The following is an 18,348-nucleotide window of genomic DNA, read 5'->3' as shown; positions in this document are numbered from 1 at the left end:
CACCATTTCCGGCCGATCGTGGCCAAACCTTGGACAGACCTTGAACGGCCAGGTCAGGGTGGTGGGCGGGACATGCCGGGCGCCGTCCGGTGCGCCTCGGCGAAGGGCTGGGGACCGCCCGTGGGAACAGGGGGTCGGTGCTGTGACGGTGCGGTTCACGGTGCTCGGTGACATCGAGGTCCGGGTGGACGACCGGCCGCTCGACATCGGGCACATGAGACAGCGGTCCGTGCTGGCGGCGCTCCTGGTCGACGCCAACCGCACCGTCTCGGTGGACCAACTGGCCGACCGCGTCTGGGCGGACCGGCCCCCGCAGCGGTTCCGTCCCACTCTCTACAGTTACGTGTCCCGCCTGCGACAGGCCCTCGGCCGGGTCCACGGCGCGGGGGCGCGGATCGGGGAGGAGCCGGGCGGCTACCAGCTCACCGTCGACGCCTCGGCGGTGGACCTGCACCGGTTCAGGCACCTGGTGGCGCGGGCCAGGACCGCGGAGGACGGCGAGCGCGCCGCGGCCCTGTTGGAGGAGGCCCTCGGCCTGTGGAGGGCCGAGCCGTTCGCCACCCTGGACACCCCCTGGTTCGGAGCGCTGCGCGAAACCCTCGCCCGCGAACGGCTCGCGGTCGAGCTGGACCGCAACGACCTCGCGCTGCGCCATGGCCGCCACGGCGAGCTGCTGGCCGAGCTGACCGCGAGGGCCGAGGCGTGCCCGATGGACGAGCGGCTGGCCGGTCAGCTGATACTCGCCCTGTACCGATCCGGGCGGGCGGCCGACGCCCTCGGACACTACCGGCGCACCCGGGAACGGCTGGCCGAGGAGCTCGGCGTCGATCCCGGGGCGCCTTTGCGGGAGCTGCACCAGCGGATCCTCACGGCCGACCCCTCACTGGCTGCGCCGCCCGCCTCGCCGGCGGTCGTCTCCCGGCTGCCCGTGCCCCGCCAACTTCCCGCGCCACCAGGGGTGTTCACCGGCCGCGGCAAGGAACTGGACCAGCTCACGGATGCCCTCGACGCCTCCGTGGGTACCGCCGGCGGCTCGGGCGGGACCGTGGTGATCTCGGCGATCGGCGGTATCGGAGGCATCGGCAAGACCTGGCTGGCCGTGCGCTGGGCGCATGAGAACGCGGACCGGTTTCCGGACGGCCAGTTGTACGTGAACCTGCGCGGGTTCGACCCGGCCGAGCCGCCGATGCCCACCGCCCTCGCGGTGCGCGCCTTCCTCGACGCGCTGCACGCCGACCCGGCCGGCATCCCGACGGACCCGGACGCACAGACCGCGCGGTACCGGAGTCTGGTCGCCGGCAGGCGCATGCTGATCCTCCTGGACAACGCCCGCGACGCCGACCAGGTCCGCCCCCTGCTGCCGGGCACCCCCTCGTGCACCGTTCTGATCACCAGCCGCAACCGTCTGACCGGCCTTGTGGCGACGCACGGCGCCCGGTCGCTGCCCCTTGACGTTCTGGGCCGGGACGAGGCGCGCGAACTGCTGGTCGGCCATCTCGGCGCACCCCGGGTCGCGGCCGAACCCGAGGCGGCGGCCGCACTGGTGGACCACTGCGCGGGGCTGCCGCTGGCCCTGGGGATCGTGGCCGCCCGCGCCGCCACCCACCCGGACTTCCCGCTCGCTGTCCTGGCCGCGGAACTGAACCAGGCCGCCGACCGCCTCGACGCGCTGGACATCGGCGATCTCACCGCCGGCCTCCGCGCGGCCTTCGCCGCCTCCCACCGCGCGCTCACCCCGCCGGCCGGCACCCTGTTCGTCCTCCTCGGCCTGGCCCCCGGCCCGGACATCGGCCTGGCCGCGGCGGCGAGCCTCGCCGGGCTCGCCCCGGCCCGAACCCGGGCTCTGCTGATGGAGCTGGAGTCCGCCCACCTGGTGCGACAGCACCGACCGGGCCGCTACCGGATGCACGACCTGGTCCGTCTGTACGCCGCCGAACTCGCCCGCCGGCAGCCCGGCCAGGACCAAGAGGCCGCCCTGACCCGGCTCGTCGACTTCCATGTGCACACCGCCTACGCGGCCAACCGGCTCCTGGACGGCCCGAACACACCGTTCGCGTTCCGGCTGGAGCCACCGGCGCCCGGATGCGGCCCGCTGAGCCCGGCGGACACCATGCCCGCGCTCCGGTGGTTCGACGAGGAACACGCGTGCCTCCTCGCCGTCCAGTCCCTCGCCTCGGCCACCGGCCGCCACACCCAGGTGTGGCAACTGGCCTGGTCCCTCATCTCGTACCACCAGGGCGGCCACCACCTGACGGAGTACCTCACCGTCTGGCGGATCGCCCTGACCGCGGCCGAACGCGGCGGAGACCTCCCCGCCCCCAGAGCCCTGGCCCACTGGCGCTACGGCCACGCCTGCTCGCTGACAGGCGACCACGGCGAGGCCCTGGACCAGCTCGCCCTCGCCTTCACCCTGGCCGAACGCACCAACGACACCGCAGGCCAGGCACACATCTGCCGTACCCTCGGCCGGGTCTGGGAGCAGCACGGCGACGACGAGCGCGCGCTGGAGTACGCACAACGCGCCCTCGCCCTCTACCAGCAGCTGGACAACCCCTTGTGGCAGGCCAACCAGCTCAACGCCGTCGGCTGGATGCACGCCCAGCTCGGCCGCCATCCGCAGGCACGCAGCCACTGCGAGCAGGCGCTGCGTCTCTACCGCGAACACGGCCGTCCCGCCGACGCCGCCTCCACCCTCGACAGCCTCGGTTACATCGCCCACCACACCGGCCGGCACGCGCAGGCCCTGGAGCACTACCAGCAGGCCCTGGCCCTCTTCCGCGAGCACGCGGACTCCTCGAACGAGGCGGACACCCTCGCGAACCTGGCCGAGACCCACCATGCCATGGGCCGCCCCGCTCTCGCCCGCGACGCCTGGCAGCAGTCCCTGACGCTGTACCGGGCCCAGAACCGCACCGCGCGGGCCGAACAAGTACTGGCCCGCCTGCGGGCGTAGGGCCCGGCCCCGATCCCGCCGAACGCCGAACGCAACGCCGTACGCCGAACGCAACGATGTCCGGTTCTCTCCGGTTCTCTCCGGTCCGCGGTAAATGCCTGGACCGAGGGTCTCCCCGGACGGGACACTTCCGACTTCCGAACCAAAGGGAGTGTGATGGGGACAACAGACATGCGAGGGCCGATGCCGGGCAGGAGCGCGGTCGTTCTGGCACTGCGCCGCTACGGCCGGGAAATGCTGCGACTGCGACGGCTTGCCCTGCCCGCGCTGCTGCTGCCGGCCCTGGGCAACATCGGCACCCGCTACATCGCCCCCCTGCTGATCGCCAAACTGGCGGGACGGGCCGCCGACGGCGGCGGTCTCACCCTCGGCTCGGCGCTGCCGTACGTGCTGGGCTTCGGCGTGACGCTGCTGCTCGCCGAGGCCGTGTGGCGGGTCGGGCAGCACTGCCTGAACCGCGTGGACGCGCTCGGCATGGAGCACCTGTACGTGAGCGGCATGGACGAACTCCTCGCCAAGGACGCGGCGTTCTTCCACGACAACTTCGCCGGCTCCCTGACCAAACGGGTGCTGAGCTACGGCAAGCGCTTCGAGGACTTCGTCGACACGGTGACGTACCGGATCGTGGGCAGTCTCGTCCCCCTGGTGTTCGGTGCCGTGGTGCTGTGGAGCTACGAACCGATGCTCGTCGCCGGCCTCCTCGTGATGATCGTGCTGACCGTGGTGGCCGCGACACCTCTGGTCCGTCGCCGGCAGCGGCTCGTCAACGACCGTGAGGCGGCGATCGCCCGGGTCTCCGGCCACGTCGCCGACAGCCTCATGAACATGGAGACCATCCGGGCGTTCGCGGCGGAGCGGCGGGAGGCCGACGAACACCGCAGCCGTGTCGCGGACTCCCGACGCCTGACGCTGAGGTCGTGGGACTACGGCAATCTGCGCGTCGACACCCTGATCGCCCCCATGTCCGTGCTGACCAACGTGCTGGGCCTGGTGGTCGCCATCGCCTTCGGTGGCTCGGGCCAGGGAGTGGAGGAGGTCGTCGTCGCCTTCACCTACTACTCCAACGCGACCCAGATCATGTTCGAGTTCAACCAGATCTACCGGCGGCTGGAAAGCTCGATGACCGAGGCCGCGCAGTTCACCGAGCTGCTGCTGGATCCGCCCACCGTGCTCGACCCGGCGGAGCCCGAACCCCTCGCACCGCGGGACACCGGCATCCGCTTCGAGACGGTGAGCTTCGCCCACACGGGCGCGAAACCGATTTTCCGGGGACTAGACCTGGACGTGCCCGCAGGCGCACGGGTCGGTCTGGTCGGCAGGTCCGGCGGCGGCAAGACCACCCTTACCCGGCTCCTGCTGCGGATGTCGGACATCGACGACGGACGCGTCCTGATCGGTGGTCAGGACATCAGCCGGCTGCGCCAGGCCGACCTGCGCTCACTGATCGCCTACGTCCCGCAGGAACCCGCCATGTTCCACCGCAGCCTGCGGGACAACATCGCCTTCGCCCGGCCCGGTGCCACCGACGAGGAGATCCACGCCGCGGCCGCGGCCGCGCACGTCACGGAGTTCGCCGACCAACTCCCCGACGGCTTCGGCACTCTGGTGGGGGAGCGGGGAGTGAAACTCTCGGGCGGCCAGCGCCAGCGCGTGGCCCTCGCCAGGGCCATCCTGCGCGACGCCCCGATCCTGCTGCTCGACGAGGCGACCAGCGCCCTGGACTCGGAGAGCGAACTCCTCGTCCAGGACGCCCTGTGGCGGTTGATGGACGGACGTACGGCCCTCGTCGTCGCCCACCGTCTGAGCACCGTCGCCGGCATGGACCGTCTCGTCGTCCTCGACCGGGGAAACGTCGTCGAGCAGGGCTCCCACTGCGAACTGCTCGCGGCGAACGGTGCCTACGCCAAGCTGTGGCAGCACCAGTCGGGCGGCTTCCTCGGCGAGAGCACCGAGTCGGCCCTGGGAGGCCCGGTCCCAGAAGCCGGTCTCAACGGGCTGCCCGGACCGGCCGACCCGGCGCCGGACGGGGACCGCAGGACGACGTCGTCGCACGCTCGTACGAGCACCGGGCCCACGTGACCGAGCCGGTCACGGACGCCCTCACCGGCATGGACGATACGGGGGCCCGGGTCGGCCTGGGTGCCCTCGGCAGTCAGTCGCCGTGCGGCGGGATCTCCCCTCCGTAGTGCGGGCCGATCCGAGTCGGCCCGCTTTCTACGGCGTCGCAGCTCCGGGTTCCGGCCCGGACCGCCCCCCTGATGACGCGTGGTACGTCAGTGCGTGGTGAGCGACAGCAGGTCGGCGCTGCGGTCCCACAGCAGGCGGGCCAGTTCGCGGTCGCGGGCCTGTTCGGTGGAGGGCGCCGGCTTGCGCTTCTCGTAGTACTCGCCGGGCTGCCAGGTGGTCCCGGGGGTGCCCTCGGCGAGCCAGACCAGTTCCTTGGCGCTCTTGTCCGGGCTGATCGTGAACAGGTTCTTGATCACGGGCGTGTGGTAGACGTATCGCATGAAGTGGGTCGTGTCGCTGGCGAAGTTCGTGGCCACGACACCGGGGTGGAAGGCCACCGCCGCGATTCCCTGCGCGTGGTAGCGGCGGTGCAGCTCCCGGGTGAACAGGATGTTGGCCAGTTTCCCGTTGCCGTACGCCTTGTTCGGGGCGTAGTCCTTCTCGTTCTGCAGGTCGTCCATGTCGATGTGGCCCCATTGCTTCGCCGCGGCGCTGGCGGTCTGGACGACCTTGGCGTTGCCGGCGGTCAGGGCGGGCATCAGCAGGCTGGTGAGCAGGAACGGGGCCAGGTGGTTGACCTGGAAGGTCTTCTCGAAGCCGTCGACGGTCAGCTCGCGGTCGCCCATGATGCCGCCGGCGTTGTTGGCGAGCACGTCGATACGCGGGTAGGCCGCGTTGAGCTTGCCCGCGAGGTCGCGAACCTGCGCGAGGTCGGCGAAGTCCGCCACGTAGTGGCGGGCTCCCAGGTCCTGTGCGACGGCCGCGGTCTTGGCCTGGGACCGGCCCACGAGGACGACTTCCTCGCCCCTGGCGGCCAGTTGCCGGGCCGCGGAGGCGCCGATGCCGTCGCTGGCGCCGGTGATGACGATGGTCTGCTTCATGATCGATGTCCTGTTCGGGGGTGTGCGGCGGCGGACTCGCCGGTTGGCTCCGGACGGTAGGTGCGTGGGGCTCCGTCGGGGCCGTCGGAGGGAGGGCCCCGACGGAGCCGAAGGGCGGTTCCGGCCCGGGGATGGGGTCAGATCCAGGTGGGCACGTGGCCCTCGGCGTAGCGGGCACCGAAGCCGCCGTGGGGCAGGATCTCGGCGATGGTGGCGAGATCGGCCTCGGTGAGGGTGACGTCGGCGGCGCCGGTGTTCTCCTCGATGCGCTTGACGCTGCGGGTGCCGGGGATGGGCACGATGTGCTCGCCGCGGGTGAGCAGCCAGGCCAGGGCCAGCTGGGCCACCGTGGCGCCCTTGGCGGCGGCCAGGTCACCGAGCCTGCCCACGGCCTCGACGTTCTTCTCGAAGTTGCCCGGTTCCCAGCGCGGGTCGAAGTGGCGCATGTCCGTGGCGTCGTACTCGGCGGCCGGCTTGGCGGTGCCGGTGATGAAGCCGCGGCCCAGCGGGGAGTAGGCGACGAAGCCGATGCCGAGTTCGTCGAGGACCGGGAAGAGCTGTTCCACGTCCCGCTCGAAGAGGCTGTACTCGGTCTGGAGGACGGAGACCGGCTGTACGGCGTGGGCGCGGCGGATGGTCTCCGGGCCCGCCTCGCTCAGGCCGAAGTACTTGACCTTGCCCGCCTCGATCAGCTCCTTGACGGTGCCCGCGACCTCCTCGATCGGCACGTCCGGGTCGACACGGTGCTGGTAGAGGACGTCGAGGCGGTCGGTGCCGAGGTTGCGCAGGCTGTTGTCGGCGACCTTGCGGATGTTGTCGGGGCGGCTGTTGAGGCCCAGGCCCTGCTCGGTCTGCTCGAAGCCGAACTTGGTGGCCAGGACCACGTCGTCGCGGAAGTCCCTGACCGCGTCGCCGACCAGGGCCTCGTTGGAGCCGGTGCCCCAGTTGTAGAGCTCGGCGGTGTCGAAGAAGGTGACGCCCAGGTCGTGGGCGCGCCGGACGGCGGCGATGCCCTCCTGCTCGTCGCCGGGGCCGTAGGCCATGGTCAGGCCCATCGAGCCGTAGCCGATCGCCGAGACGGTCAGGCCCTGGCTGCCGAGTGTCCGGTGCTGCATGAGGTGCTCCTCAAGTCAAACCAAAATCTTTGCTTTGACCGTACGCCCTGCGGGTAGCATTTGCCAAACAGAAGATTTTGGTTAGGTAGCCTTAAGACATGACCTCTTCGACCAGCGCGGACTCCACCCGCGACCGCATCGTCACCGCGGCACGGGCCGAGTTCGCCCGGTACGGGATCGCAGGCGCGCGGATCACGCGCATCGCCAAGGCCGCGAAGACCAGCTCGGAACGCCTCTACGCGTACTTCCGCAGCAAGGAGGAGCTCTATCGGTTCATCGCCGACCAGGAGATCGCCGCGGTGGCCGAGGCGACCCGCCTGGACCCCACCGATCTGCCCGAATACGCCGGGCGGGTGCACGACTACTTCGTGAGCCACCCCGACCGCTACCGGCTCATGAGCTGGGGCCGGCTGGAGTTCGCGGGCGACGACACCGACAGCGCCACGCGGGAAACCGTCCGCCGCAAGGTCGAGCAGCTCCGCAAGGCCCAGGAAACCGGGCACCTGGATCCCTCCTGGGAGCCCATCGACATCCTTGTCTTCCTCAACCAGATCGCCATGGCCTGGGCCGGCCAGCTCGATCTGGTGGACGCGACCGCCGACCAGGTCCGCGACCCCTCTCCGGCAGCCCGGCGTGCCGCCGTCGTCGCGGCTGTCCAACGCCTTTTTCCCGCCGCGGCGAACGACACCGCCGACTCCACGGACTGACCATCCACAGCGGACGCGCCCGGTCAGGGGTGGCAGCGCGCTGTGGCGGCACCGGTCCGTCTCCACAGCGCCGCTGCGGTGATGCCCGTGCGGTCGGCGGCGCTGGTGTGGGGCTCCGTCGCAGCCGGGCGTCCTGCCATTTCGGCGGTGCGACTGCTTCGCTCACGCCGGTTGGGGCAGGTGACCGACCACCGGTCACCCCGCGACGACGGCCATTCGGTCGCTGATCTCGTGTGCGGTGGCGATGACTTTCTGGGCGATCTCCGTCTCGGCCTCCGGGTAGATCCGGGAGGCGAGGGCGGTGACGCTCACGGCGGCGACCACCTGCTTGTTCCCGTCCCGGATCGGCGCGGCGATGCCGACCACGTCGGGGTCCAGTTCGCCGCGGGTGACGGAGTAGCCGAGGCGGCGGATCCGGCCGAGGCGTTCCATCAGGGCGTCGACGTCGGTGAGGGTGGCCGGGGTGAAGCGGCGCAGCTCGGCGGCCTGAAGCAGACTGCGGGCCTCGTCGTCCGGGCTCCAGGCGAGTAGGACGAGGGCGGAGGCGCCGGCGTTGATCGGCAGGGCGCTGCCGCGCTCGTAGGAGATGCGGACCGCGCGGGTGCTCTCCGCGCGGTCCACGCACACCACCAGGTCCCCGACACGCCGGGTCAGCAGGACCGTCTCGCGCACGTCCCCGGCGAGGGCCTCCATCGACGGCAGTGCGACTTCGGACAGGCCGTAGCTGCGGCGGGCCAGCCGGGCGATCTCCAGTACCCGCAGGCCGAGCCGGAAGCCGCCGCCCGGGGCTTCTTCGAGGAAGCGCCCGGCCACGAGGCTCTGCAGATAGCGGTAGGCGGTGGAGCGCGCCACGCCGAGCCGCTCGGCCACGGCTGTTCCGGAGACGACGAGCTGGGTGTCGTCGAACATGGTCAGGATGTCCAGAGCCCGGTCGGCCGTGGAGTTGCGGTCGCGGTAGCTGGGAGATGCTTTTCCTGACATGCGAGACACTGTAGCGGCCGGGCGCGGTCCGGTGGCGCCCGAGCCCGGCCGCCCGGCCCCTGCTCGTTCGGCGGCCCGGTTTACAGCCGGTCCTTGACGACGGTGTTGCGCAGTTCCCCGATGCTCTCCACAGCGGTGACGAGTTCCTGCCCGGGGCGTAGGAACACCTTCGGATCGCGGCCGGCGCCCACGCCTCCCGGGGTGCCGGTGAGGATCAGGTCGCCGGGCAGCAGCGTGATGATCGTGCTGACGTAGGCGATGACGTCGGCGACGTCGAAGAGCAGGTCGGCGGTGTTGGACTTCTGCACGGTGTGGCCGTCGACGCTGCACTCGATGGTCAACCCAGAGGCGCCTGGCGGGAGTTCGTCGGGGGTGACGAGCACAGGGCCGATGGGGGTGGTGGCTTCGAAGGTCTTGCCGGAGAGGAACTCGCGGGTGCGGTGCTGCCAGTCGCGTACGGTCACGTCGTTGGCGACCGTGTAGCCGGCGACGTACTCAAGGGCCTTGCGACGCGGCACATGGCGGCCCGGGCGGCCGATGACGACGCCCAGTTCGGCCTCCCAGTCGAGGTCGTCGCTGACCGGAGGCATGTGGATGTCGTCGTGCGCGCCGATCAGGGAACCGTCGTACTTGGCGAACAGGGTGGGATGGGCAGGGGTGGGGCGGCCCATCTCCTTGATGTGGGTGGTGTAGTTGAGACCCAGGCAGATGATCTTGTTCGGGTGGGGGACGAGGGGGGCGAAGGATGCCCCGGCCAGGGGCAGGCGCTCGCCGCCGGTGGAGGCCGCCCGGTCCTGCCAGTCGTCACCGGTGGCGAGCAGGGCGCCGATGTCGGAGTAGGGCAGCAGGACGAGTTCCCCGACTTCCTGCCGGGCGGCCGCGGTCTGGTGGTCGGCGACACGGACGGTGCTGAGCCTCATCGGGGTACTCCTGTGGGGTCGTGCCGGATTTCGGGGGCGGGATCCGGGGTGGGAGGGACGGTGGCCGTGAGGGGGCGGGCGGCGAAGCGCCGTAGCTCCGCGCCGGCGAGCCCGGCCCGGTCGGGGGTGAACACGGCGGCCACCAGACGGTCGGGGCGTACGAGCACGAAGCATCCGGTCAGTTCGGTGAAGAGGGCGTCGAGTCGGCCGTCGGCGTCGGCGATCCCCGTCCGTCCGGCATGGTCACGCGGTGCGCGGTCGTCCAGGAAGACGTCCACAGCGGTGGCGTCCGGGAGGCCGGCCCTCGTGACGGTCGCCCAGTCGGCGTCGCTCGCGCCGATCCCGAGCAGGCTCCAGCCCTGTCCGAGGACGTCGTCGAGCCGGGTGAGGCGATGGTGCGGCCCGTGCAGGACCCGCGGCTGCGGCAGCGGCGTGCCGACGAGTTCACGGCCCGGGCCGTCGAGCGGGACGATGGCTCCCGTCCGTACTCGGGTGTCGGGGCGGTAGCGCATCTCGGTGAGGTAGCGGCGTCCCGGCGGGGTGTGCATGGCCGTGCGCACCAGTAGGTCGCGCAGCAGGGCGCGGGGGCGGCTGGTGGTCATGACGATCCGGCCGAGCCGTACGGAGAGGTCGATCACGGCACGGGCGTGCGGGCGCCGCTCGGTGTCGTATGTGTCGAGGAGCGCGTCGCCGGCCCGGCCTGCGAGGACCTCCTCGATCTTCCAGCACAGGTTGGCCGCGTCCCGGACACCGGAGTTGAGGCCCTGGCCGGCGAACGGCGGCATCATGTGCGCGGCGTCGCCGAGCAGGAAGCAGCGGCCGTCGCGCAGCCGGTCGGCGAGCAGCGCGTGGAAGCTGTAGGCGACCGCGCGCTCGACCTGCTCGGCGGTGATCTCCCGGTAGGGCTCCAGGAGCTGGCGCACCAGCGCGATCGGGGGAGGAGTGCCCGCTTCGCACTCGCCCGGCTTCAGACGGAACTCGTAGCGGCAGCGTCCGTCCCGCCCGGGGACGATGACGACGGGCCGCTCGGGGTCGCCGTGGTGCATGCCGTAACGCTGGTCGTGCGGGTCCTGGAGGGTGTCGACGACCAGCCACACGTCGGGGAAGCTGCGCCCTTGCATGGGGATGGACAGCAGGTCGCGTACGGTGCTGCGGCCGCCGTCGCAGCCGAGGACGTAACGGACGTCCAGTTCCTCGACCGGCCCGTCCTCCCCACCTGTTCGCAGCGAGACGCGCACCCGGTCGGGGTGCTGGGTGACGAGGGATGTCAGCCGGGTGTCGAAGCGGACGTCGACGCTGGGGAGGCGGCGCAGCTGCTCGCGCAGCACGCGCTCCAGGTCGGGCTGGGCGAAGGGGTTCTTGAACGGATGTCCCAAGCGCTGGTCGCCGGTGCCTCGGGCGTGCAGGAGCGTCCGGCCGCCGATGCCGAAGTACTTCGTGCCGGTGCCGGGTACGAGGATCGGGTAGACCGCCTCGTCGAGGCCGTCGGCCGACTGGAGCGTGCGCAGCGACTCGTCGTCGAGGCTGATCGCCTTGGCGTCGTTGCTGGTGGTGGCGTTGCGTTCCACCAGCAGCACCCGTACGCCCCGCGACCCGAGCAGATGGGCGGCCGTCAGCCCGGTCGGGCCGGCGCCGACGATGAGCACGTCGGGCCGTGCCGCCGGAAGGGGGTGCGTCATGGAGGGCCTTCCGTCGTTAGGGCCGCTGGTTACTGGACCGGCTGGTAGGCGGGGCCGCCCTCGGTCAGCAGCCGCTCTGCCTCGGCGAGCACGTCCGCCGGGTCCTGGTCGAGGTCGATGGTCTTGCGGAACGGCTGGCGCACGTCGCGCTCGATCCGCAGGTAGACCTCGTTGCGGTTGCCCTCGGGGTCGAAGAAGTAGATCCCGATCGCGTTGCCGTGGGTGACTTCCTGCTGGACCTCGATGCCTTCGGCGCGGAACCGGTGATGGAAGTCGATGATCGACTCCAGGGAGTCCACGCGCCACGACACCTGGTGCGTGAGCTTGGCCCCCGGAGGGGCGGTGCGGCCCCGCTGCAGGACGAACTCGTGGTGCTCCTCCTCGGGGCGCGAGGAGAAGAACACGATGCCCCGCTCCTCGTCCTCGTCGGTGACGGTCAGCCCCAGGACGCGGGAGTAGAAGTCGCGCATCGTCTCCAGGTCGTCCACCCAGAAGCCGGTGTGACCGAGTCCAGTGATCGCCATAACGGGTGTCCCCTAATTCAGGATGCTTGTTTCGGTTAGCGGGACACTAATCGCCGGGCATGTCGACGTCAACGGCGTAAATTCCACCGGTCGCACCTCTTGACGATGCAAGGACTTGGGGTGCAGCGTCCTGTCTCACGCTACAAGCGTCCGAGTATGCGGGACTCCGGTCTTGGCTTCTGGTGAGCCTGCCCGGGACCGCTCAAGCCGCTACTGGAGGCACCCCATGACCCGTTCCGATGCCGGGAGAGCCGCTGCCCCGGCCGCTGCGGAGGGCCCACCGTCGCTGGGCCGCGCCACCCTGATCGCCGCCTGCCTGGCCATCTGTGTGGCCCAGATCGGCATTCCTCTCGCGTCCCCGATCATCGGAGAGATCCAGCGGGACTTCGGGGCGTCGGCCGCCGCGCTCGCCTGGATCCCGGCGGCGTTCATCCTGCCGACGGCCATCCTGGAGCTGAACTTCGGCGTCCTCGGCGACCTCTTCGGACGCAAGCGCCTGCTCGTCCTCGGCGGACTGCTGATCACGACCGGCTGCCTGGTCGTCGCGACCTCGGGCTCGCTGACCCAGCTCATCGCCGGACAGGCGGTCGCCGGACTCGGCGCCGCGGCGATCTTCCCCTCGTCGCTGGCGGTGATCGTCGCCGGTACCCCGGAGCCCGCCGCCCGCGCGCGTGCCCTGTCGTACTGGGCCGTCAGCCTCGCGTTCGGCGCCATGATCGCCCCGCTGATCAGCGGATTCACCGCCGAGCACACCGACTGGCACTGGGCCTACGTACCGCTCGCGGTGCTCGGCCTGGTCACCGCGGCCGTCAGCGCCCGCCGGATCACCGACTCCCGGGAGCCGGCCGGGCGCGGACTCGACTGGCCGGGCCAGATCACCGTCGCCGTGTCCCTGCTGGCGCTGCTCTACGCCGTCATCGAGGGCGCCAACGACGGCTACACCGCAGCGCACATCGTGCTCGCCTTCGCGATCGCCGTCGCCGCGTTCGTGGGCTTCCTCGTCGCGGAGCGCACGTCGCGGGCGCCGATGCTGCGGCTGGAGCTCTTCCGGATTCCCTCCTTCGCCGCGGCCGCCGTCGTCGGACTGCTCGCCATGTTCGGCTTCATCGGCACCGCCTATGCGCTGAGCATCAAGCTGGAGGCGGTCTACCACCTCTCACCGCTCCAGGCCGCCCTGCCCTTCGCCCTCATCCAGGCGATCCCGCTGCTTCTCACGCCCGTCCTGCCGAGGCTGCTGGAGCGTGTGCACCCCCGCGCCCTGCTCGTCGGCGGCCTGCTGTCACTCGCGGCGGGCGAGATCTGGATGGCGCTGCTGCCGGGTGACGCCACGGATCTGGCGTCGATGGCCGGACCGATCCTGCTGCTGGGGGTCGGCTTCATCACGATGTTCTCCGCGCTGACGGCCGTCGCGGTCGGCACCGTCGACATACGGCACGTCGGCATGGCGAGCGCGGTCACCAGCCTCGTCCGCGAGACCGGGCAGGCTCTGGGCCCCGCGATCGTCAGCGCCGTCGCCCTCGGCACCGCGAGCAGCGCCCTCGCCGCGAAGCTCGGCGCCGCCAAGCTTCCCGCCGAGGCCATGGGTGTCGCCAGCGCCGTCAACGCCGAGGGCGGCGCGATCGCGGTCGCCAACGCCGACCTCGGCGAGCTGTCGAACACCCTGATCCCACTGGCCCGCGAAACCCTCGAAGCGGGCCTCGATCTCGGCCTGTACCTCTGCGCCGGCGCCAGCCTGCTGGCCGCGCTCATCGCCGTACTCGCCCTGCAGCACCGCGGTGCGGCGGACGTACCTGCCGCCCTGGGCGGCGAGGAAGCGGCCGACACCTCCGTGGTCCACCAGGACATGGACACCGCCGCCCCGAAGGCCAAGGCGCTGCCCAGTCACTGACCCGCCTTCAGGCCACCCACCCCGACTTCCCCCAAGGACATCTCCCGTGATCCATCTGTACCGCGGCATCACCTCGCGGACAGCCGGGCTGCGTGGCGCCGCACTCCTTGCTCGGCCTGGAGCGGACGCCTCGTGACCAGGGCCAGGACAGGGCTCTCGCCAAGGCTTCCACGGGATGAGATCGCGGTTGTTACCTGAAACACGCCACAGCACCACTTTCGCGACATCACACATAACCTTCGCGTCACTACGCATTACCGGATCGGGACAACCATGACGTTTTTGGACAGCAGTACCTGGGAAGGCCGCATCTTCTCCGGCTCGGGTGAGTGGATCACAGGCTCCGGCGAGGTGTACGACGCCATCGAGCCCGCCACCGGCAAGACGCTGGGCCGTGTCGGCTCGGCCACACCGGTCGACGTGGACAAGGCGGTGGAGCGGGCGGTACGGGCCCAGCGGGAGTGGGCCGCGCGGCCGTACGCCGACCGCGCCGCCGTACTGCGCCGCGCCGCGCGCCTGTTCGAGGAGCACCAGCGGGAGATCGAGACCTGGCTGATGCGGGAGTCCGGCGCGATCCGGCCGTTCGCCGCCCTGCAGGTCGGCAGCGGCGGTGCGGAGGAGTGCCACGAGGCCGCCGCCCTCGCCGGGGCGCCGTATGGTGAGCTGCTGCGTTCCGGGCAGCAGCGGCTGTCCTTCTCCCGCCGCGTCCCCGTCGGGGTGGTGGGCGTGATCGCCCCGTTCAACGTGCCGATCATCCTGGCCATGCGGGCCGTAGCCCCGGCGCTCGCCCTCGGCAACGCGGTCGTCCTCAAGCCGGACCCCCGCACCGCGATCAGCGGCGGTGTCGTCTTCGCCCGCGTCTTCGAGGAGGCGGGCCTGCCGCCCGGTCTGCTGCAAGTCCTGCCCGGCGGCGCGGACGTCGGAGCCGCCGTCGTCGAGCATCCGCGGGTCCCCGTCATCGCGTTCACCGGCTCCACCCGGGCCGGCCGCGCCATCGGCGTGGCCGCCGCCCGGCATCTCAAGCGGGTCCACCTGGAGCTGGGCGGGAACTCCGCACTGGTGGTGATGGACGACGTCGACCTGGAGAAGGCCGTCTCGGTGGGCGCCTGGGGCTCCTTCGTCCACGCGGGCCAGATCTGCATGGCCAGCAGCCGCCATCTGGTCCACGCCTCGATCGCCGAGGACTACGCGGCCCTGCTCGCCCAGCACGCCGACGCGCTCCCGGTCGGCGACCCGGCCACCGAGGACGTCGCCGTCGGACCGCTCATCGACGGCGGACAGCGCGACAACGTGCACCGCATCGTCACGGAGACGGTCGCGGCCGGTGCCCGGCTGGCCGCGGGCGGCGGTTACGAGGGCCTGTTCTACCGGCCCACCGTGCTCGCCGACGTACCGCTCACCGCGCCCGCCTACGCCGAGGAGATCTTCGGGCCGGTCGCACCCGTCGTCTCCTTCCAGGACCTGGACGAGGCCGCCGGGCTCGCCGCCGGCACCGAGTACGGGCTGTCCCTGGGCGTCCTGACCCGGGATGTCATGAAGGGCCTGGCCCTGGCGGAGCGCGTGCCCAGCGGCCTCGTCCACATCAACGACCAGACCGTCAACGACGAGCCGCTCATCCCGTTCGGCGGGGTCGGCGACTCCGGCACCGGCTCCCGCCACGGCGGCAGCGCCGCCAACCTCGAAGCGTTCACCGAACAGCAGTGGGTCACCGTACGCGGCGAACTCCCGCACTACCCCTTCTGACCGCCCGCCACACAGACCCGGCTGGAGAGTCCCATGCCCCCGAACCCCATGCCCCCGAACCCCATGACCGTCGTCCCCCGTGGGACCGGACAGAGCCCCGCCCCCGTCGGCGCCAGTCCCGACTGGCCCACCGACAACAAGTTCCTGGGCGGCCCCTTCGCCCCCTGGACGGAGGAGAACGAGGCCTACGACCTGGAGGTCGACGGAGAGATACCGTCCGACCTCGCGGGCGCGCTGTTCCGCGTCTCCTCCAACCCCCGCTTCCAGCCCCGCAACACCGACCGCTACCACTGGTGGGAGGGCGACGGCATGGTGTGCGGCATCTACCTGCGCGAGGGCCGGGCCGCCTACCGCACCCGCTGGGTCGAGACCGACTCGATGAAGGTAGAGGTGGAGGCCGGGGAAGCGATCTACAGCGGCTTCGTCAACGGCGGCACCCCGGGCCGGCTGCCCGAGGGCGCCCCGCCCGCCAAGAACGTGGCCAACATCAACGCCGGCATCTTCGACGACCACCTCATCGTCTACTTCGAGGGCGGACTGCCGCACGCGCTGGACCCCGAGACCCTGCGCACCCTCGGCACGTACGACTTCCACGGCGGCATCGACGTCCTGTGCACCGGCCACTACAAGACCGACCCGGACACCGGCGACATGCTGTTCTTCGCCGCCACCGGAGCGACCATCACCTGGTACCGCGCCGACGTCAAGACGGCCGAGATCATCGACTCGCACTCCTTCGACATCGGCGTGCCGGTCCTCATGCACGACTTCGCCGTCAGCGACACATACGCCATCTTCTTCGTCACACCCGCCCAGTTCCGCCTCGACCTGGTGGCACAGAGCAGGCCCGGCGTGGTCTGGGACGAGAACTCCCTCGAACACGGCGTCCAGATCGTCCTCATGAACCGCCACACCCACGAGGTCACCTGGCACGAGCTCGGCGGCCACTGGGCCAACACCCACTTCTTCAACGCCTACGAGCACAACGGCGAACTGATCATCGACGGGCACCGCATCTCCCGCCTCGGCAGCCCCGTCGACCGCCTCTCCACACCGCTGACCTCCCACGAGTGGTTCCCCCCGGCCCAGCCCTACCGCTGGCGCGTCGACCTGGCGACCGGACGGGCCACGGAGGAGATGATCAGCGGCGTCTTCGGGGAGTTCCCGAAGATCAACGACGCGTACACGGGCCGACCGAACCGCTACGGCTACTTCGTGACCACGCGCGGCCTGGCCGAGGACACCATGTCGGACGGCCTGGCCCGCCACGACTACGTCCTGGACCGCACCGTCGTCGTAGAGGGACCGGACGGCCTGACCAGCCCCGGCGAACCGGTCTTCGTCGCCCGCGAGAACGCCCGAGCCGAGGACGACGGCTACCTGCTCACGCTGTGGTGGAACCGCACCACCAACCTCAGCGAACTGCTGATCCACGACGCCGCCGACCTGCGCCGCACCCCGCTGGCCCGGATCAAGCTCCCCAGCCGGGTGCCTTTCGGCTTCCACGGCAGCTGGGCCGACCACACCACCCTGGACCGCGCCGTCGCGGCCCATCGCTGCGAAGGCGGGTAGGACCGGCGGTTCCGTCCCGGGATACGGGGCACGGCAGCCGGGTGCCCGAAGCCCGCGACCGTGCCCCCTTCCGGGGCCGTGCCCGAATGCGTCACGGCAATCGGCCGGGTGTGGTTCGCTGCTGGGGTGACTCAGGACTTGGAGATCGTCGCATTCGAATCAGCCGAGGCATTCCAGGCATGGCTCGGCGAGAACCACGCCGTCTCGTCCGGCATCTGGCTCAAGCTTCGCAAGAAAGGCCCCGGAATCGTCGCGCTGGACTACGCCCAGGCGCTCGACGCGGCACTCTGCTACGGCTGGATCGACGGCCAGAAGGCCAAGTTCGACGACCAGTGGTGGCTCCAGCGGTTCACCCCGCGCAAGCCGCGCAGCAAGTGGTCCAAGGTCAACCGGGACAAGGCGGCCGCCCTGATCGAGCAGGGCCGGATGCATCCCCAGGGGCAGGCCGAGGTCGACCGTGCCAAGGCGGACGGCCGCTGGGCGGCGGCCTACGACGGCGCGAAGACCGCCACGGTGCCGGACGACCTCGCGGCGGCCCTGACCGCCGACCCGGCCGCGGCGGAGTTCTTCGAGACACTGGACCGGCAGAACCGCTACGCGATCCTGTACCGGATCCAGGACGCCAAGAAGCCCGAGACCCGGGCGCGCCGGATCGAGAAGTACGTGGCGATGCTGGCGAAGGGCGAGAAGCTGCACCCGTAGCCACGGAGAGGGACCGCAGCCGTGTCGCGCCGCGCCGCAGGCTCCGGCGTGCCGGATCACTGTAGGGAGGCGCGGGTCACTCGGCGGTCAGTTCTGCGAGCTGCTCGGCTGCGGTGGCGTTACCCCGGTCGGCGAGGCGCCGTAGCTCGTCCAGGTCGTCCTGTTCGGTGGCGAGTTCGATCAGCTGGTCAGTGGCCGTGGCGTTGCCGCCGTCCGAAAGGCGGCGGAGTTGTGCGAGGTCGCCTTGCTCCGCGGCTAGTTGGATGAGTTCGTCGGTCGCGTCGGCGTTTCCCTCGTCGGCCAAGCGCCGCAGCTCTTTCAGGTCGCCAAGTTCCGCGGCGAGCTCGATCAGCTCGTCGACCGCGCCGGGGGTGCCCTTCTCCGCGCGGCCCCGTGCAGCGGACAGGGCGGACTGGGCGGTCGGGTCGTGGTCGGTCATCGTGGGGGACCTCTCCAT

The 18,348-nt window shown here is 71.1% G+C and carries 14 protein-coding genes; 7 read left to right on the top strand and 7 right to left on the bottom strand.

Annotated elements, in window-relative coordinates; translation table 11 throughout:
- Positions 1 to 142: 142 nt before the first annotated feature.
- Complete coding sequence (locus ACLZN2_RS47210) at positions 143 to 2,953, top strand: BTAD domain-containing putative transcriptional regulator (protein WP_416986231.1); 2,811 nt, start codon at positions 143 to 145, stop codon at positions 2,951 to 2,953.
- A 156-nt stretch (positions 2,954 to 3,109) separates the two neighbouring features.
- Positions 3,110 to 5,032: an ABC transporter ATP-binding protein gene (locus ACLZN2_RS47205; protein WP_416986230.1), complete on the top strand. Its 1,923-nt coding sequence runs from the start codon at positions 3,110 to 3,112 to the stop codon at positions 5,030 to 5,032.
- 194 nt (positions 5,033 to 5,226) lie between these two features.
- On the opposite strand, the gene ACLZN2_RS47200 is transcribed toward ACLZN2_RS47205, so the two are convergent.
- On the bottom strand, positions 5,227 to 6,060 hold the full coding sequence (locus tag ACLZN2_RS47200; RefSeq protein WP_416986229.1) for an SDR family NAD(P)-dependent oxidoreductase: 834 nt from the start codon (positions 6,058 to 6,060) through the stop codon (positions 5,227 to 5,229).
- 137 nt (positions 6,061 to 6,197) lie between these two features.
- Positions 6,198 to 7,175, bottom strand: a complete 978-nt coding sequence (locus ACLZN2_RS47195) for an aldo/keto reductase (RefSeq protein ID WP_416986228.1) — start codon at positions 7,173 to 7,175, stop codon at positions 6,198 to 6,200.
- A 98-nt stretch (positions 7,176 to 7,273) separates the two neighbouring features.
- Between ACLZN2_RS47195 and ACLZN2_RS47190 the strand changes: the two genes are divergently transcribed.
- Positions 7,274 to 7,882 carry a TetR family transcriptional regulator gene (locus tag ACLZN2_RS47190; protein ID WP_416986227.1) on the top strand — a complete coding sequence of 203 codons (609 nt, stop codon included), beginning with the start codon at positions 7,274 to 7,276 and terminating at the stop codon, positions 7,880 to 7,882.
- A gap of 195 nt (positions 7,883 to 8,077) precedes the next feature.
- On the opposite strand, the gene ACLZN2_RS47185 is transcribed toward ACLZN2_RS47190, so the two are convergent.
- The 4 genes from ACLZN2_RS47185 to ACLZN2_RS47170 form a co-directional block, all read right to left on the bottom strand.
- Positions 8,078 to 8,863: an IclR family transcriptional regulator gene (locus ACLZN2_RS47185; protein ID WP_416986226.1), complete on the bottom strand. Its 786-nt coding sequence runs from the start codon at positions 8,861 to 8,863 to the stop codon at positions 8,078 to 8,080.
- A gap of 80 nt (positions 8,864 to 8,943) precedes the next feature.
- A complete protein-coding gene (locus tag ACLZN2_RS47180; protein WP_416986225.1) occupies positions 8,944 to 9,783 on the bottom strand; it encodes a fumarylacetoacetate hydrolase family protein in 840 nt (279 codons plus the stop codon).
- The gene (locus ACLZN2_RS47175) at positions 9,780 to 11,462 is read right to left on the bottom strand and encodes a bifunctional 3-(3-hydroxy-phenyl)propionate/3-hydroxycinnamic acid hydroxylase (protein WP_416986224.1); all 1,683 of its coding nucleotides are present in this window, start codon (positions 11,460 to 11,462) and stop codon (positions 9,780 to 9,782) included. Before ACLZN2_RS47175 ends, ACLZN2_RS47180 begins: the two co-directional genes overlap by 4 nt.
- 29 nt (positions 11,463 to 11,491) lie before the next feature.
- The gene (locus tag ACLZN2_RS47170) at positions 11,492 to 11,986 is read right to left on the bottom strand and encodes a VOC family protein (RefSeq protein WP_416986223.1); all 495 of its coding nucleotides are present in this window, start codon (positions 11,984 to 11,986) and stop codon (positions 11,492 to 11,494) included.
- Between the two features lie 226 nt (positions 11,987 to 12,212).
- Here ACLZN2_RS47170 and ACLZN2_RS47165 point away from each other — a divergent pair, with 226 nt between their 5' ends.
- From ACLZN2_RS47165 to ACLZN2_RS47150, 4 genes are all read left to right on the top strand, one after another.
- Positions 12,213 to 13,874, top strand: a complete 1,662-nt coding sequence (locus tag ACLZN2_RS47165; RefSeq protein ID WP_416986222.1) for an MFS transporter — start codon at positions 12,213 to 12,215, stop codon at positions 13,872 to 13,874.
- Between the two features lie 273 nt (positions 13,875 to 14,147).
- Positions 14,148 to 15,617, top strand: coding sequence for an aldehyde dehydrogenase family protein (locus tag ACLZN2_RS47160; RefSeq protein WP_416986221.1), 1,470 nt, complete (start codon positions 14,148 to 14,150; stop codon positions 15,615 to 15,617).
- A 33-nt stretch (positions 15,618 to 15,650) separates the two neighbouring features.
- On the top strand, positions 15,651 to 17,189 hold the full coding sequence (locus tag ACLZN2_RS47155; protein ID WP_416986220.1) for a carotenoid oxygenase family protein: 1,539 nt from the start codon (positions 15,651 to 15,653) through the stop codon (positions 17,187 to 17,189).
- Positions 17,190 to 17,297: 108 nt separating this feature from the next.
- Positions 17,298 to 17,891 carry a YdeI/OmpD-associated family protein gene (locus tag ACLZN2_RS47150; protein WP_416986255.1) on the top strand — a complete coding sequence of 198 codons (594 nt, stop codon included), beginning with the start codon at positions 17,298 to 17,300 and terminating at the stop codon, positions 17,889 to 17,891.
- 76 nt (positions 17,892 to 17,967) lie between these two features.
- Here the strand turns inward: ACLZN2_RS47150 and ACLZN2_RS47145 are convergent, their stop codons facing one another.
- Positions 17,968 to 18,348 (bottom strand): hypothetical protein, encoded by a 381-nt coding sequence (locus tag ACLZN2_RS47145; protein ID WP_416986219.1) that lies wholly within the window; start codon positions 18,346 to 18,348, stop codon positions 17,968 to 17,970.

It is taken from the genome of Streptomyces sp. T028 (genome assembly GCF_048159505.1).
Taxonomy (GTDB): domain Bacteria; phylum Actinomycetota; class Actinomycetes; order Streptomycetales; family Streptomycetaceae; genus Streptomyces.
The sequence above is the reverse complement of the archived record's forward strand: the minus strand, read 5'-3'. Positions and strand labels throughout refer to the sequence as shown.